The following is a 16,006-nucleotide window of genomic DNA, read 5'->3' as shown; positions in this document are numbered from 1 at the left end:
AGCGGCCACCTTCTAGTAAGGAGAGTTTGCTAGGAGAATTCCTTCAAGGCTTCAGCCAAGAGGTGGCCGGGCTGACCGAGTCGCCGGTGGACGCCGTTGGAGGCCACCAGTTCGCCAGCGATGATGACGTCGGTGACATCGCTTGCCGTGGCGCTGAATGGGAACTGCTGAGGCATGGAACCGGCGGTTCGTACCGAATCCGGAGCCACGGCCATCAAGTCGCAGACGGCACCAACTTGCAAGAGTGCCGGGGCAATCGGTGTTGCCATCGAGTCTGCGGCCCCTTCCGTCGCCGCCCGGAGGAGCTCCTGCGGCGAGAACCTCCCACGCTGGCCGGAACCCAGCCTTTCGCCATGCTCGAGCGTGCGCATTTCCACCCATGGATCGATCACGGCGTGTTGGTCCGTGCCCAGCGCAATTTTCGCGCCGGCGTCGGACAATGCGCGGGCAGGTCCGATTCCATCGGCCAGGTCTGCTTCGGTGCTGGGGCACATCACTACAGTTGCACCAGCACTGCCAAGGAGCTGGATATCCTCCGAGGTCAGGTGGGTGGAGTGGACTGCCGACAGCCGACGGGACAGAAGTCCGTGCCGGGACAGCAGCCCAGCCGGTGTGACACCGTAGGCGCCCAGGCACGCCTTGTTCTCGGCGGGCTGTTCGCTCAGATGGATGTGCAGCGGCATGTCGTGAGGCAGTTTCTCTGACACAGTCTTAAGAGCGCCGTCGGGCACCCCGCGGACGGAATGAAGGGCAGCTCCCACGCTGATCACGTCCGGGTCGAAGTGCCGAGCTATTTCGCTCCTCAGCGAAGCGAGGCGGTCCAGCCAAGCTTGGGCGTCGGCGTCTCCGAAACGTGCCTGCTCAGGGCTGAGCGGGGATCCGATGCCGCCGGCAAGGTAGAGCGTATCCAGTAGGGTCAGGCGAATTCCGGCTGCCCGCGCGGCACGGGCCAGCGCGAGTTCCATGGCGTGCGCTTCCGCATATGGCTGTCCGTCGGGTCGGTGATGGACATAGTGGAACTCGGCCACGCTACTGAAGCCTGACACCACCATTTCGGCGAAGACGGCCGCGGCGAGCTTTTCATACTTTTCTGGCGTCAATTCCGCGGCGCTGCGGTACATCTGCTCCCGCCACACCCAGAAGTCCCCGCGCCCGTCGTGCGTCCGTCCGCGGAGGATCCTGTGGAACGCGTGCGAATGGGCGTTGGCGGCTGCAGGGAAGACGACACCATTTAGCAGTTGGTCAGAGGTCTGGGGCGGGACTCCAGCGATGATTTCGGAGATGCGGCCGTCCTGTACTTCCAGCCGCACGCCGGATGCCGTCGTCGAAGCGCCGTCAGCGTCGATGAGAGCCGATTGGCACCAAATGCCGCTCACAGCAGACCCTCCAGGACCTTGGCGAGGGCGGTTGCGCCGATCGCGGCATCCTCGTCCGCCACGTACTCTTCCGGGGAATGCGATATTCCGCTGGGATTTCGGACGAACACCATGGCTGAGGGAACGTGTCCCGCGAGGACACCGGCGTCGTGGCCGGCTCCGGTGGCCAGTACAGGGGCATCGGGCAGGATTGCGCTGATTCGCTGGCTGAGACCGGGATCGAAATGCACGGTACCGCTATAGGACTCTTCGGTGAGGGATATCGTGCAGCCTTCGCCCGCGGCGATGTCACGGGCAGCCTTATAGATCGACTCGATCAGGGCAGCCGTCACGGCATCATCCGGGTGGCGGGCGTCGAGCCACATGTCCACGCGGGACGCAATGACGTTCGTGCCGCCCGGCACGGGCGTCAGGCGCCCCACGGTGGCCCGGGCGTCAGGCTGCCTGGCCGCGGTGTCGCGGACGGCGACGATGATTTGGCCCGCCGCGACCATGGGGTCTGCGCGGTCGGCCATGAGCGTGGTTCCGGCGTGGTTGCCCTGGCCGTGGATGCTCAGTTTCCAGCGGCCGTGGCCCAGGATCGAGCTCCCGACGGCGATGGCCGGGCCGTTCTCACCCAGCCCCCTGCCCTGTTCCACATGGAGTTCCACGAAGTCACCGATCCGGCCCAGGGCTTCGGAGTCTGGGCCCATATGCCGGGGATCCAGGCCGTTGCCCTTGGCGACGTCGGCAAATGTGTTGCCGTCGCCGTCGCGCAGGTTTAACGCCTTATCGACGTCGATGGCCCCCGTGAGGAGCCGCGAGCCCAGGCAGGCCACACCGAAGCGGGAACCTTCTTCCTCCGGGAACACAGTGATAGCCAGGGAGCGGCGCGGCTCCGTACCGCGGGACTGGAGGATGTCGACGGCGGCCAACGCCGAAGCGATGCCGAGCGGCCCGTCAAAGGCCCCGCCGCCTGGAACGGAATCCAAGTGGCTCCCGGTGACGAGGGCGCCGTCCTGGGGTTTGCCCCACCAAGCCCAGATGATCCCGTTCCGATCGGTCTCGACGGCAAGGCCCCTTTGTTGCGCCTGCTCGATGAACCAGGCCCTCAGATCGAGTTCTGCCGTCGAGTAGACGGCTCTTGAATATCCTCCGCGCACCGCGTCGCGGCCCACGTCCTTGATGGAGTCAAGGAGCTGATTGACGGTTTCCACGTAACCTCCGATTGTTGCCAAGCTGCCACCAAGTAAAAACCACTTGCCACTGCATGACAAGACCTTGAGAGCCTTGCCCGTCACAGTTAACACGCTCGCAACACGACCGAAACAGCCCGTTCTCGGCGGTGGTTCACAAGCCCCCGGATGGCATGGATGTTGCGTCATCTTGACCAAAAGCCTTGCCATTCGATGAAAGTTGGTTTTTACTTAGTGGCAAGACAGCAGTGATTCAGACCACTCGAAAGTAGGTCGGGCAGTGGCCGCAGATTCTTCCACACGAACAGTCGAAAGGGCCCTGGCCCTGCTCAGCGCGGTCTGTACAGATGGCTCCCTGAGCCTGAGCGACGCTGCCCGCGTCGTCGACCTTTCGGCCAGCACCGCACTCCGCCTCCTCCGCACCCTGGAAGGCAGCGGATTCGTGACACGTGAACCGGGCGGCAACTTCCGCCCGGGTGCACGCGTCATCCAGTTGGGCGCCTTGGCACTGGGCCAGGAATCCCTGGTATCGCTCTGCACTCCGCACATGAAGCGGTTGGTGGCCGAAACGGGCGAGTCCTGCTATCTCAGCATTCCCGGTCCTGGGGAAACCGGAATCTATATAGCAATTGTGGAAGGAACGCATTCGGTCCGGCACACCAGTTGGGTCGGACGCAGCATTCCGCTGGAAGGATCCGCCGCCGGCGAAGTCCTGACCGGCGGACAGAACCACCGCGGCTTCGCCATAGTCCGAAGCGGTGTGGAAGACGACGTCACTGCAGTTGCCGCGCCCATTGTGATCGGTGGCCGGATAGTGGCTGCCCTGAGCATCGTTGTGCCCAGCTACCGGCTGGATGAAAAAAAGGCCCAAGAGATTGGCGAGGAACTGGTGAGGGTGGCTGACAACATCCTCACTGAGCCCGCCGGAAACCATGAAGTGCCCCAGGAAAGCATGGAAGTTAAATGATCAAGTTTGAAAATGTGACCAAGGCATACCCGGACGGGACCGTTGCCGTCGACGGGCTAAACCTTGAGGCGCCCACCGGCAAGTTGACCATCCTGGTGGGACCGTCCGGCTGTGGCAAGACCACCTCGCTCAGGATGATCAATCGGCTCATCGAGCCCACCAGCGGAACCATCTACCTCGACGACCAACCCACCTCCGGAATGGATGCCGCCCTACTGCGCCGGCGAATCGGCTACGTCATCCAGCACGCAGGTCTCTTCCCCCACCGCACCATCGTGGACAACGTGGCAACCATGCCGGTGTTGCTCGGCGAAAGCCGGCAGAAAGCCCGGATGAAGGCCCTTGAACTCATCGAACGCGTAGGCCTCCCAGCGAGCTTCGCCAAGCGCTACCCCTGGCAGCTGTCTGGTGGCCAGCAGCAGCGTGTCGGCGTCGCCCGTGCCCTGGCTTCGGACCCCGCCTTCATGCTCATGGACGAACCGTTTAGCGCGGTGGACCCGGTGGTCCGCTCCCAGCTGCAGGACGAATTCCTCCGGCTGCAGCGAGAGATCGGCAAAACCATCATCATGGTCACGCATGACATTGACGAGGCACTAAAACTCGGCGACCAGGTGGCAGTGATGCGCGTAGGTGGAAAGCTTGCCCAAATGGCATCGCCTTCCGAACTCTTGACCTCACCGGCCGACGAATTTGTGGCCGACTTCGTTGGCCGTGACCGCGGCTACCGTTCCCTCGGCTTCACCACCGCGGCCGGCACCGTCACCGTCCACGAGGAGGCCGTCGTCCAGCTCGGTGCGTCCGCCGCCGAGGCCCAGGCCAAGTCGGCCGGCGCCTGGGTGCTGGTGATCGATGGCAACCGCAAACCCCTTGGTTGGGCACAGCCCGAACTGGTCACCGGTGAAGTGCGGAGGGAACACCTGAACCTCAGCGGCACATCGGCGTCATCCACAGGAACCATGCGCCAGCTGCTCGACGCCGCACTGTCCTCGCCGAGCCGTCGGGGCGTCGTAGTCAACGAATACAGCGAGCTGGTCGGCACCGTGACGGCTTCAGACGTCGTCAAGGCCATCGAGGCGGAACCACATCTGGAGACGGCCCGATGAACTTTGAATGGCTGGGCCGCCAGTTCGACAACATTGTCTTTCTTCTCGGCTGGCACGTGTTGCTGGCTGTCATCCCTTTGGTCCTTGGTTTGTTGATCGCTCTGCCGCTGGGCTGGTTGGCACACCGAAACCGCAGGATCTATCCAGTGCTGGTGGGCGTTGCCGGCCTCCTGTACACGGTTCCCTCGCTGGCGCTGTTCGTGCTGTTGCCGCTGGTCCTGGGCACCAAGATCCTGGACCCGCTAAACATTGTGGCCGCACTGACCATCTACACGGTGGCGTTGCTGGTCCGAGTGGTGGCCGACGCCCTTGATTCGGTGCCTGAAGATACCGTCCAAGCCGCCAAGGCCATGGGTTATCGCGGCTACCAGAGCCTCTTGAAGGTGGAGCTCCCGGTGGGAGTACCCGTCATCAGTGCCGGTCTCCGGGTGGCCGCGGTGTCCAACGTCAGCCTCGTTTCCGTGGCCGCACTCCTCGGCATTCCGCAACTTGGCTCCCTGTTCACCCAGGGCTTCCAGCTGCGCTTCTTCACTCCGATCATTGCCGGCATCGTCCTCTGCGTGGTCCTTGCCATGATCCTGGACGGCCTGATCATTCTTCTCAACCGGTGGCTGACACCGTGGACTCCCAAGGTCGTGGCATCATGATGAACTACCTGTTCAACCCCGCACACTGGACCGGTGCGGACGGCATCCCCACACTGATCGGTGAGCACTTGCTTTACTCGCTCATCGCCCTCGGAATAGCCGCAGTCATCGCTGTCCCCCTGGGCATCTACATCGGCGTAACGGGCAAGGGCGTGTTCCTGATTGCCGGCCTGGCCAATGCCCTGCGCGCCCTCCCTAGCGTGGGCCTGCTGATCCTGCTGGTGCTCCTCATCTCCCCGGCCTTCCCGTCCAAGATGGGGTACATCCTCCCGAGCCTCATCGTGCTGGTGTTGCTCGCCGTCCCGCCAATCCTGACCAACACATATGCCGGCGTGCGCGCGGTGGACGCCGCCGCCGTCGACGCCGCCAAAGGCATGGGCTTCCGTACCCTGAAAATCCTTACTGATGTCCAGCTGCCGTGCTCGCTCCCGCTGGTCCTGTCCGGTGTCCGCAGCGCCCTGCTGCAGATTATTTCGACGGCGACCATCGCCGCGTATATCTCGCTCGGCGGCCTGGGCCGGCTCCTGATCGACGGAAAGGCCCAGAACGACTACAGCCAAATGCTTGCCGGCGCCATCCTTGTCGCACTGCTGGCCCTGTTCTTCGACCAGTTGTTGGCCTTCATCACCCACAGGGTCGTCTCACCCGGATTGACCCGACGAACCGTCAAGTCGGCACCCGCGCCGGTCGAAGCCGTGAAAACCCCCGTAACCGTCTAAACCCCTATCGCTGGTTGCCGGTCCCACCCGGCGGCGGCAGCACTTATCACCACATTTCCCCCCACCTTGGCCGCAGCATGCCCTTGCACGGCCGTTCCAGAGAGAATTCAGATGAAAAAGTTCCTGACTGGCATCACACTCGCGGCAACAACCGCCATTGCACTCAGCGCCTGCGGCGGCGGCGACCCTATGAGCTCCAACACGCAGGCCGCAGCCTCTACGGACAGCATCATCGTGGGCTCCGCTGACTTCCCGGAAAGCCAGCTCATCTCCAAGATCTACGCCGAAGCCCTGAGGGCGAAAGGCGTCAAGGTCACCGAGAAGCCGAACATCGGCAGCCGAGAAGTCACCATCCCCGCACTCAAGGACGGCTCCATCGACCTGATGCCGGAATACGGAGGTGCTCTCCTGCAGTACCTCGACCCGGCGACCAAGGCCGTCTCCACAGAAGAGGTCACCAAGGAACTTGGCACTAAGGTTCCCTCCGGACTGACCACGCTTACCGCTTCCAAGGCACAGGATAAGGACGTCCTGGCCGTCAAGAAGGAAACGGCTGACAAATACAACCTCAAGTCCATTAGCGACCTCCAGCCCGTTGCCAAGGACCTCGTCCTCGGTGGTCCGCCGGAGTGGAAGACCCGCATCAATGGTGTTGCCGGCCTGAAGTCCGTCTACAACCTCGACTTCAAGGAGTTCTCAGCGCTCGACGCCGGCGGTCCGCTGACGCTGAACGCCCTCCTTTCCGGTCAGGTACAGGTAGCTGACCTCTTCAGCACGGACCCCGCACTGTCCGAGAACAACCTCGTGGCCCTGGAGGACAGCAAGAACCTGTTCCTGTCCGAGAACATCGTTCCTGTCATCAACCAGAAGAAGTCCACGGACACCGTCAAGGACGTCCTGAACAAGGTTTCCGCAGCGCTGACCACTGAGGACCTGATCCAGATGAACGGCCGCACCGCCAAGTTCGAGGACGTTGCCCAGATCGCCAAGGACTGGCTGAAGTCCAAGAACCTGGCTTAGTCTGCGCGGATTTTCGAGGAGTACACAGTGACAGCTGATTTCACTACTGGAGCCCGCCCGGTCAAGGCTGCCCGCGGCACGGAGCTCACCGCCAAGTCATGGCAGACCGAAGCGCCGCTGCGCATGCTGATGAACAACCTGGACCCGGAGGTTGCCGAGCGACCGGATGACCTGGTGGTTTACGGCGGCACGGGACGGGCTGTGCGTTCGTGGGCTGCGTTCGACGCGATCACCCGGACGCTGGAGACCATGGAGGCCGACGAGACCCTGCTGGTCCAGTCCGGCAAGCCGGTGGGTGTGTTCCGCACCCATGAATGGGCTCCGCGTGTGCTGCTGGCCAACTCCAACCTGGTGGGTGACTGGGCCAGCTGGCCGGAGTTCCGCCGCCTGGAGGCCGAGGGCCTGACGATGTACGGGCAGATGACTGCGGGTTCCTGGATCTATATCGGCACCCAGGGCATCCTGCAGGGCACGTTCGAGACGTTTGCCGCCGTCGGGAGGAAGCTGCGTGAAGAGGGACGGCACCCGGCGGGCGCGGAAAGCACCGGAACCCTTGCCGGAACGCTGACCCTTACCGGCGGTTGCGGCGGGATGGGCGGCGCCCAGCCGCTGGCGGTGACGCTGAACGACGGCGCCTGCCTGATTGTCGACGTCGATGAGTCCCGGCTGCGTCGCCGCGCCGGCAAGCGTTACCTGGACGAGGTGGAAACGGATCTGGACGCCGCTATCGCCAAGGTCCTGGCGGCCAAGGACGAGCGCCGCGGCTGGTCGGTGGGGTACGTGGGCAACGCGGCCGAGGTGTTTCCGGAAATCCTTCGCCGGCACCGTGCCGGGGAACTGACCGTGGATATCGTCACGGACCAGACCAGCGCCCATGACCCGCTGTCCTACCTGCCGGAGGGCATCACGGTGGAGGACTGGCACCGCGAGGCGGAGGCCGATCCGGAGGGCTTCACCAAGAAGGCCCAGGCGTCCATGGCCCGGCACGTGCAGGCCATGGTGGAGTTCCAGGACGAGGGCGCCGAGGTGTTCGACTATGGCAACTCCATCCGTGATGAAGCGCGCAAGGGTGGCTACGAACGGGCCTTCGAGTTCCCCGGCTTCGTCCCGGCCTACATCCGCCCGCTGTTCTGCGAGGGCCTTGGCCCGTTCCGCTGGGTCGCCCTGTCCGGGGACCCGGAAGACATCAAGGTCACCGATCAGGCCATCAAGGAACTCTTCCCGGAGAACGAGCACCTGCACCGCTGGATCGACGCAGCCCAGGACCGTGTTGAGTTCGAAGGCCTCCCGGCCCGGATCTGCTGGCTTGGCTATGGCGAACGCGCCAAGGCCGGCCTGCTGTTCAACCAGCTGGTCAAGGAAGGCAAGGTCAAGGCGCCCATCGTGATCGGCCGTGACCACCTGGACTCCGGTTCGGTGGCTTCCCCCTACCGGGAGACCGAGGCCATGGCCGACGGCTCCGACGCGATAGCGGACTGGCCGCTGCTTAACGCCTTGATCAACACCTCCTCGGGTGCCACGTGGGTCTCCATCCACCACGGCGGCGGCGTGGGCATCGGCCGTTCCATCCACGCCGGCCAGGTCTCCGTCGCCGACGGCACCGACCTCGCGGCCGAGAAACTCCAGCGCCTCCTCACCAATGACCCCGGCATGGGCGTCATCCGCCACGTCGACGCCGGCTACCAGCGCGCCGTCGATGTTGCCCACGAGCGCGGAGTCCGCATCCCCATGGCAGAAGGCAAGTAAGCACGCGCCGTTGCAGCTTCGCCGGGCGATGGCCCTTCGCCGTCGCTTAGACACAACCGACAGGCGTCGCTACGGTCGCTGAGCGACCTTCCTAACGCGGTTGGCAGCGATGCGCTCCTTCACGAAGGACCGCCGCCCGGCTGGTTAGCCCGTACCGACCACCCTCCCTTGAAAGGATCAGTCCGTGATCGAAATCGACGGGCGCCGGCTTGACCTTGCTCACATCGCGGCGGTGGCTGCGGGAGACACTCACGTGACCTTGTCGGCGTCGGCAATTCAGCGGATGTCGGCCTCCCAGCGCTCCGCGCGCGCCACCGCAGCTCAGCGGCCGGTCTACGGCCGATCCACGGGTGTGGGCGCCAACCGTTCGGTGACGCTGGACTCGGGCGAGGACAGCCACGGCCTTAACCTACTGCGCAGCCACGCTGTGGACGCCGGCCGTGCACTGGATCGGGAAACCGTGCGGGCCATGCTAACTGTCAGGCTCTCCCAACTCGCTGTCGGGGCGTCTGGCATCAACCCCAAGATCGCGGAGGCCCTGCAGGACATGCTCAACGCGGACGCCCTGCCGGAGGTGCGGGAGTTCGGGGGCATCGGCACTGCCGACTTGCCGGCGCTGGCCGGGACGGCCCTCACCCTTCTCGGCGAGCGCCGGACGTTGGATGGGGGCGAGATCCCTCAAGCTCTTGACGGCTGGGCCACGGAGGATGCCTTGCCTTTCATCAGCTCCAACGCGCTTACCATCGCCCAAGCCGTCATTGCCCACCAGCAGTTGGCAACGCTGGTGGATAACCTGACGATGGTCAGTGCCCTGTCTTTCGTCGCAATGTCCGGTAACGCCGAGGCGCTGAGCCCTGAAGTCGCCAGGGCGGCGGATTCACCGGCGGTTGCCGACATTGCAGGCAAGCTCCGCGGTCTTGTGGAGGGGCTCGGGAGCCCGGCAAGGATCCAAGACCCATACTGCCTGCGTACTCTCCCACAAGTGCTCGGTTCCGTTGCCGACGAGCTCGGGGAGCTCAAGTTGCTTCTGGAAAGATTGGTTGTAGCGGGCCACGAGAATCCGTTGGTGTTCGGATCCGCGGAGGAGGGCACCAATGGGGTCGCCCACCACGGTCTATTCCAAATGACCACCCTGGGCAGGCGAATTGATGCCCTGCAGTTGGCGTTGGGCTCCGCCTGCGCAACAAATCTTCGCAGGATCAGCCTGCTCTGCGACCCTGCCTACACGGGACTCAACAGATTCCTGGCAGCTGACGACTCGGGACAGTCGGGAGTCATGATGCTCGAATACGTTGCAGCGGCCGCGGCGGGGCATCTTCGGAGCAACGCGCAGCCGATCAGCACGCAAACGGTGGTTCTGTCCCTGGGCGCCGAAGAAGATGCGAGTTTTGCCAGTGTCGGAGCTGCGCGGTTGGGGTCCAGTGTTCGGGCGCTCTCCACCATCGTTGGTGTGGAACTCGTCTCCGCTGCCCGCGCCCTGAGCCTTCAGGGCAGGACATCGGACCAATTCATGAATCAAGAATTCAGGCAAGCTTTTGATACCGCGTTGGCGCTGTTTTCGGATCCCCAGGACAGGGATCTCCGGCCGGACGTCGACGCCGCTGTCCAAGCTGTGCTGCTTCCTGGTCTTGGCAGAGGAGGGGCGCCGTCGCTCAGTTGACAGCCGTAGCCGCGTCATAATGGCCCAATGACGCGCATCGCAATTATTGGCGGCCATGGCAAGGTCGCCCTCAAGTTGTCCAGGCTCCTCTCGGACAAAGGGCACGAGGTCGCGTCCTTCATCCGTAACCCACAACACAGCGACGACGTAGCGGCCACTGGCGCCACGCCGTCGGTCTTTGATGTTGAAAAGTCGACGACGGCGGAGATCGCGGCAGCGCTCAGCGGCCGCGACGCGGTGGTTTGGTCTGCAGGCGCCGGAGGCGGCAACCCTGCGCGAACCTACGCAGTGGACCGCGACGCCGCGATCCGCTCCATGGACGCCGCCGCGGAGGCCGGCGTCGGGCGCTATGTCATGGTGTCCTACGTGGGTTCCCGCAAGGACCATGGCGTTCCGCCGGAAAACAGCTTCTTCCACTACGCCGAAGCCAAGGCTGCCGCCGACGAGTACCTGCGCGGCACTTCGCTCGCGTGGACCATGCTGGCGCCCGGGACACTCACCGAGGGGCCGGGCAGCGGGCTGATTGAGGTGATCGAGCATGGCGCCCCCGGCAGTACTGCGACATCGAGAGCCAATGTGGCGCTGGTGGCAGCCGCTGTCCTGGAGCGCCCCGAAACGGCCGGGCGGACCATCCGTTTCCGTGACGGGTCCGTCCCGGTGGATGAGGCCTTGGGGAACTAGGAGGAGGCTCCTGCCAGCTCCAGGTCCAGGGAGTTGGCCTCCACGTAGTCCAGGGCGTGGCGCACCGCACCCACAGTCACTATCCGATCCCCGAGTGTGGAGGCAGCCAGGCGCGGGGGAGTGGCCGTGTACTCGGGAAGCAGTGCGGTGATGGTCGGCACGATAGCGGACACCGATCCCGACACGGCGCCGCCCAGCACTACAAGCTCCGGGTTGATGAGAGTAGAGGCCGTTCCCACGATGCGGGCAACCCGATCGGCGAGCCGTGCGAGGATGCTTTGGGCCACTTTGTCCCCCTGCCGCGCGGCAGCAAAGACATCCTCAGCCTCCACGGAAGTTCCGCCGTCGGGCTTTTTTCGGAGCAGCGACTTCGCTTTGCCCTTCAGAGCCTCCTCTGCCCAGTTCCTGGCAAGGAAGGCAATACCGTGGGTGCTGCCTACGCCTTCCACGATGTTCAAGTAGGCCATTTCGCCCGCGCCGCCGCCGGTGCCGTGCAACAGTCTGCCGGATTCCATGACGCCGGACCCGAACCGCTCGCTGGACAGGATGACCACAAGGTCGTCGACGCCGGCAGCGGCACCGCGCCACCGCTCACCGAGCGCCGCTAGGTTGGCGTCGTTTTCCAGCTGGACCGTCCAGCCGTGCTGCTCCTGGAATGCTGACTTTAGGCCGACGTCGAACTGCGCCCAGAATTGCTGGCTCGCCAGGATATTCCCTTCCCTATCAACCGGGGCGGCGATACCCGCGGTGCCGGCGAGGACGTGCGAGGCGTCGGTGTCCGCGTCATCAAGGGCCTGCTGGACCGCAAGTTTGATGGTTCCGACGCGTTCGTCGGACGTGATGTCGAACGAGGTGAAGGGAAGGCTCGCCTTGCCGACGGTGTCGCCACGAAGATCCGCGACCACCACGGTTGTCTTGGCGGCGCCGACGTCGATTCCGAGGACAAAGCCGGCCCGTTCCTCTAATTCGAAGCGTCGGGCAGGACGGCCTTTCTGGTATCCGCCTGCGGTGCGCAAAGTGTCGAGTTCGCGAATCCAGCCACGCCCCAGGAGTTCCTCGCACACAGAAATTGCGGTGGCGCGCGTCAGCCCTGTGGCTTCGATCAGTTCTGAGACTGTCACGACGCTTGAGTTCCGCATGACCCCCAGCACCGCCGAGGCGTTGATCCTGCGCGCCAGTTGAGGCGTAGCACCCGTAACGTCCAACATCCCTGTTGACCTCCCTATGGCTTTGGACACATAATACTTGAGGTTCTAAATTTAGTTCCTAAATAAAAATTGGGACTCAGTTTTCCGCGGACTAGCAGATGACTGTTCGGCCGCCTCCACGGACCAATGGACATGACCGCCATTGCAAGACCAGCTGCAAAGGAGCAATGTTGATTTCCCCTCGATTCAGCTGTCCAGCCCCCAGGGCTGCGTCAAACGTGTCATGCAGGGAATGCGATGAGGACCCGCGGCCAAGAACCCGGCATCGATGATTCCGGTCAGGTCAGGGGAATACGCGCCTGAGGGGCACAACGGAACGACGCTTTCATCGGAATTGCGCGCGTGGGCAACCGGAGACTACTGCTACGAGGCCGCGGTGGAGATGCTGTTAAGAGGCTTCCACGGCCGGTTCGCCCAAAACATCAACCCCTGGGTCTGCCCGGATGGCCTGACGGGTAGAACTTCCGTCGATTTCGCCTCGATTCCGTACCACATTGCAGGCTGCTCGAAGGTTGAACAGCAATTTCTACTCTTTGCAGCATCCTTGGCTGAGGGCATAGAAATCAATTTGGCCGACGTTATCCCTGGACTGGAACGGGCAGAGGTCGAACTTATTCTGGCCGCCATCTCCCACGCCTCCGCCAGCCACGAATGCCCGCCTTCAGCCGCAGGCAATGACGGCCCAACAAGGGCCGCTCCAATGACGGCACTGTACCCCTGGCCTGGGGACGAGCCACGAATACGCATTGTGCAATAAACACTTAGCAGCCTTCGCAAATATCCGAAAAACCAAATAACAACCCAAAGAAAAGGAAACCCTTGTCCACCACCGCCACGCTGGCATCCCTGACCGATTCCGACCGCATGGCCGATCCCAATTGGTGGCGCCAGGCCGCTGTCTACCAGATCTATCCCCGCAGCTTCTCCGATTCGAACGGCGACGGCCTGGGAGACATCAAGGGCATCACTGCCAAGGTTCCCTACCTGAAGGAGCTGGGAATCGACGCCGTCTGGTTGAGCCCGTTCTACCCCTCGGCCCTGGCCGACGGCGGATATGACGTCGATGACTACCGCAACGTAGACCCCCGCCTGGGCACGCTGGAAGACTTCGATGAGATGGCGGCTGCCCTGCACCAGGCCGGCATCAAGCTGATCGTGGACATCGTCCCCAACCACTCCTCCAACCGCCACGAATGGTTCCAGGAAGCCCTGAAGTCCCCGAAGGGGTCCGCTGCCCGGGACCGCTACATCTTCCGCGACGGCCGCGGCGAAAACGGCGAGCTGCCGCCGTCGGACTGGGATTCAGTGTTCGGCGGGCCCGCCTGGGAGCGCGTCACCGAACCCGACGGCGCCCCCGGGCAGTGGTACATGCACATCTTCGCCAAGGAACAGCCTGACCTGAACTGGGCCAACCGGGAGATCCGCGACGACTTCCTCAAGACCCTGCGCTTCTGGTCCGACCGTGGCGTTGATGGTTTCCGGATCGACGTTGCACATGCCCTGACCAAGGACATGGCCGAGCCGCTGCCATCCAAGGCCCAGCTGCAGACGAAGTACAACACCGGCGTCGACGGCTTTGTTGACGGCTCCCACCCGTACTGGGACCGCGACGAAGTCCACGAGATCTACGCCGAATGGCGTCAGCTCTTCAACGAATACAACCCGCCGCGGACTGCCGTGGCCGAAGCTTGGGTCCACCCGGACCGCCGTGCCCGTTATGCGAGCCCCGAGGGCCTGGGCCAAGCCTTCAACTTCGACCTTCTGCAGGCCGACTTCGACGCCGAGCAGTTCCGCACGATCATCACCAAGAACCTCGGGGAGGCCAGCGCCTCGGGCGCCTCGTCAACGTGGGTTTTCTCCAACCACGACGTCGTCCGGCACGCCACCCGCTATGGCTTGCCGCTTGCCGAAGCTGCCGACCAGGCCGAGATCATGGCGGGCCAGGCCGGAAAGAAATGGCTGCTCGACGGCGGCAAGCTGGAGGACGTCGACGTCGAACTGGGCCTGCGCCGCGCCCGCGCCGCATCGCTCCTGATGTTCGCCCTTCCGGGCTCCGCGTACCTGTACCAGGGCGAAGAACTTGGCCTGCAGGAAGTAGGGGACATCGCGGACTCGGAGCGGCAGGACCCCACGTTCTTCCGGAACAAGGGCGTGGACGTCGGCCGGGATGGTTGCCGTGTGCCGTTGCCGTGGGAGAACAACGGTTCGTCCTTCGGCTTCGGCGAAGCCACCGCGCACCTGCCGCAGCCGGAATGGTTCGGAGGATTCGCAGTGGCGGCCCAGGACGGCGTCGAGGGTTCAACGCTCGAGCTTTACCGCGCCGCCCTGGCCCTGCGCTCGCAGCTGCAGGCCGCCGAGGAGCTCGAGTGGATTCCGACCGCGGACAGCGACGTGCTGCACTTCGTGCGACCGGGCGGCTGGCACACGGTGACCAACTTTGGGACCGAACCGGTTGAACTTCCGGCAGGTACCGTCGTCGTCAGCAGTGGACCGCTGGATTTGGGAGACGGTTCCACGGGCGGCAAGCTGCCGGGTGCCACCACCGCCTGGATCGTGGCATAGCTGAATAGTTGATGAATCCGCCTCCGGCGGGGTCCTGGTACCAGGACCCCGCCGGAGGCTTCGTCGCGTATACCGTGACCCCGCTGGCCTAATCCTGCCCATTATCAAAAGCACAGCCATGAAAGAGTGGAGTAATGACTGAAACCACCGCGGAATCCCGCCGTTTGATTTACGGCTGCATGGGCCTCGGCGGCCCATGGGACGCCCCGGAGTATGGCACCGGGGACATCGACCAAGCCGCGGCGGCCATCGAAGCCGCCGAGGGGATCGGCGTCACGCTTTTCGACCACGCCGACATCTACCGCGGCGGCAAATCGGAAGCCGTGTTCGGTGAAGTGATGGCCCGAACCCCAGGTCTGCGCGAGCGTATCCGCCTCCAGACCAAGTGCGGTATCCGGCTCGGCAGCCCGGGCGTGCCTGGCCATTACAACCTGAGCCGCGATGCGATCCTGGAACGGGTCAACGGCAGTTTGGAACGCCTCAAGACGGACTACGTTGACGTCCTGCTGCTGCACCGCCCCGATCCGCTGCTGGACCCCGGGGAGGTGGCTGCCGCCGTCGGGCAGTTAATGGCGGAAGGCAAGGTGCGGCAATTGGGCGTGTCCAATATGTCTGCCGCGCAGATCGCATACCTCCAGGACAGCCTTGAAACCCCAATCGTTGCGAATCAGTTGGAAATGAGCCTGCTCAAGCGGGACTGGCTGGAGAGCACCGTTCTGGTCAACCATCCTGACGGCAACGGCATCAACTTCCCGCACGGCACGCTGGAGCACTGCATGCGCCAGGGCATTGAGCTGCAGGCGTACGGTTCACTTGCCCGGGGCCTTTACACCGGGGCAGCAGCAGGCGAGGAATCCGCGAACGGAGAATCTCCGGAAACGGCAACTGCGGAACTCATCGCAGCGCTCGCACAAGAACACCACGCTACGCCAGAGGCCGTCCTGCTTGGCTGGCTGATGAAGCACCCTGCTGGCATCTCACCGGTCATCGGCAGCACTCGTCCTGACCGCATTGCCGCCTGTACCGATGCCGCCCGCGTGGCCGAGGCCCTGACCAGGACTCAGTGGTACTCGCTCTGGACCACTGCAAGGGGAAAGGCGATTCCCTAGCAGGGAGAATCTGGATGTTAAAAAAGCTGGGCG

14 protein-coding genes are annotated in these 16,006 nt (G+C 63.9%); 11 read left to right on the top strand and 3 right to left on the bottom strand.

What is annotated here, in order from left to right; all coding sequences use genetic code 11:
- Positions 1-29 precede the first annotated feature (29 nt).
- On the bottom strand, positions 30-1,376 hold the full coding sequence (locus LD110_RS08805; RefSeq protein WP_225498368.1) for a formimidoylglutamate deiminase: 1,347 nt from the start codon (positions 1,374-1,376) through the stop codon (positions 30-32).
- A complete protein-coding gene (locus tag LD110_RS08800; RefSeq protein WP_225498662.1) occupies positions 1,373-2,572 on the bottom strand; it encodes an allantoate amidohydrolase in 1,200 nt (399 codons plus the stop codon). Before LD110_RS08800 ends, LD110_RS08805 begins: the two co-directional genes overlap by 4 nt.
- Positions 2,573-2,831: 259 nt before the next feature.
- Between LD110_RS08800 and LD110_RS08795 the strand changes: the two genes are divergently transcribed.
- From LD110_RS08795 to LD110_RS08760, 8 genes are all read left to right on the top strand, one after another.
- The gene (locus LD110_RS08795) at positions 2,832-3,518 is read left to right on the top strand and encodes an IclR family transcriptional regulator (RefSeq protein ID WP_225498357.1); all 687 of its coding nucleotides are present in this window, start codon (positions 2,832-2,834) and stop codon (positions 3,516-3,518) included.
- Positions 3,515-4,621, top strand: a complete 1,107-nt coding sequence (locus LD110_RS08790; RefSeq protein WP_225498351.1) for an ABC transporter ATP-binding protein — start codon at positions 3,515-3,517, stop codon at positions 4,619-4,621. Before LD110_RS08795 ends, LD110_RS08790 begins: the two co-directional genes overlap by 4 nt.
- Positions 4,618-5,268: an ABC transporter permease gene (locus tag LD110_RS08785; RefSeq protein ID WP_225498350.1), complete on the top strand. Its 651-nt coding sequence runs from the start codon at positions 4,618-4,620 to the stop codon at positions 5,266-5,268. The genes LD110_RS08790 and LD110_RS08785 overlap by 4 nt, the downstream gene beginning before the upstream one ends.
- Positions 5,229-5,987, top strand: a complete 759-nt coding sequence (locus LD110_RS08780) for an ABC transporter permease (protein WP_225498348.1) — start codon at positions 5,229-5,231, stop codon at positions 5,985-5,987. Before LD110_RS08785 ends, LD110_RS08780 begins: the two co-directional genes overlap by 40 nt.
- A 111-nt stretch (positions 5,988-6,098) precedes the next feature.
- Positions 6,099-7,007 (top strand): ABC transporter substrate-binding protein, encoded by a 909-nt coding sequence (locus tag LD110_RS08775; protein WP_225498346.1) that lies wholly within the window; start codon positions 6,099-6,101, stop codon positions 7,005-7,007.
- A gap of 27 nt (positions 7,008-7,034) precedes the next feature.
- Positions 7,035-8,753 carry a urocanate hydratase gene (locus LD110_RS08770; protein WP_225498340.1) on the top strand — a complete coding sequence of 573 codons (1,719 nt, stop codon included), beginning with the start codon at positions 7,035-7,037 and terminating at the stop codon, positions 8,751-8,753.
- A 184-nt stretch (positions 8,754-8,937) separates the two neighbouring features.
- The gene (locus LD110_RS08765) at positions 8,938-10,413 is read left to right on the top strand and encodes an aromatic amino acid lyase (protein WP_225498338.1); all 1,476 of its coding nucleotides are present in this window, start codon (positions 8,938-8,940) and stop codon (positions 10,411-10,413) included.
- A gap of 27 nt (positions 10,414-10,440) precedes the next feature.
- Positions 10,441-11,094, top strand: a complete 654-nt coding sequence (locus tag LD110_RS08760; RefSeq protein WP_225498336.1) for an SDR family oxidoreductase — start codon at positions 10,441-10,443, stop codon at positions 11,092-11,094.
- On the opposite strand, the gene LD110_RS08755 is transcribed toward LD110_RS08760, so the two are convergent.
- Complete coding sequence (locus tag LD110_RS08755; RefSeq protein WP_225498334.1) at positions 11,091-12,302, bottom strand: ROK family protein; 1,212 nt, start codon at positions 12,300-12,302, stop codon at positions 11,091-11,093. The two genes, LD110_RS08760 and LD110_RS08755, sit on opposite strands and share 4 nt — an antisense overlap.
- 268 nt (positions 12,303-12,570) lie before the next feature.
- Here LD110_RS08755 and LD110_RS08750 point away from each other — a divergent pair, with 268 nt between their 5' ends.
- The 3 genes from LD110_RS08750 (at position 12,571) to LD110_RS08740 (ending at position 15,973) form a co-directional block, all read left to right on the top strand.
- Positions 12,571-13,059, top strand: coding sequence for a hypothetical protein (locus tag LD110_RS08750; RefSeq protein WP_225498332.1), 489 nt, complete (start codon positions 12,571-12,573; stop codon positions 13,057-13,059).
- Between the two features lie 62 nt (positions 13,060-13,121).
- A complete protein-coding gene (locus LD110_RS08745; protein ID WP_225498331.1) occupies positions 13,122-14,864 on the top strand; it encodes an alpha-amylase family glycosyl hydrolase in 1,743 nt (580 codons plus the stop codon).
- Positions 14,865-14,998: 134 nt separating this feature from the next.
- Positions 14,999-15,973, top strand: coding sequence for an aldo/keto reductase family oxidoreductase (locus tag LD110_RS08740; protein WP_225498329.1), 975 nt, complete (start codon positions 14,999-15,001; stop codon positions 15,971-15,973).
- Positions 15,974-16,006: the final 33 nt, after the last annotated feature.

Source organism: Arthrobacter sp. M4, assembly GCF_020251205.1.
Taxonomy (GTDB): domain Bacteria; phylum Actinomycetota; class Actinomycetes; order Actinomycetales; family Micrococcaceae; genus Arthrobacter.
This window is presented reverse-complemented; position numbering and strand designations above follow the sequence as displayed.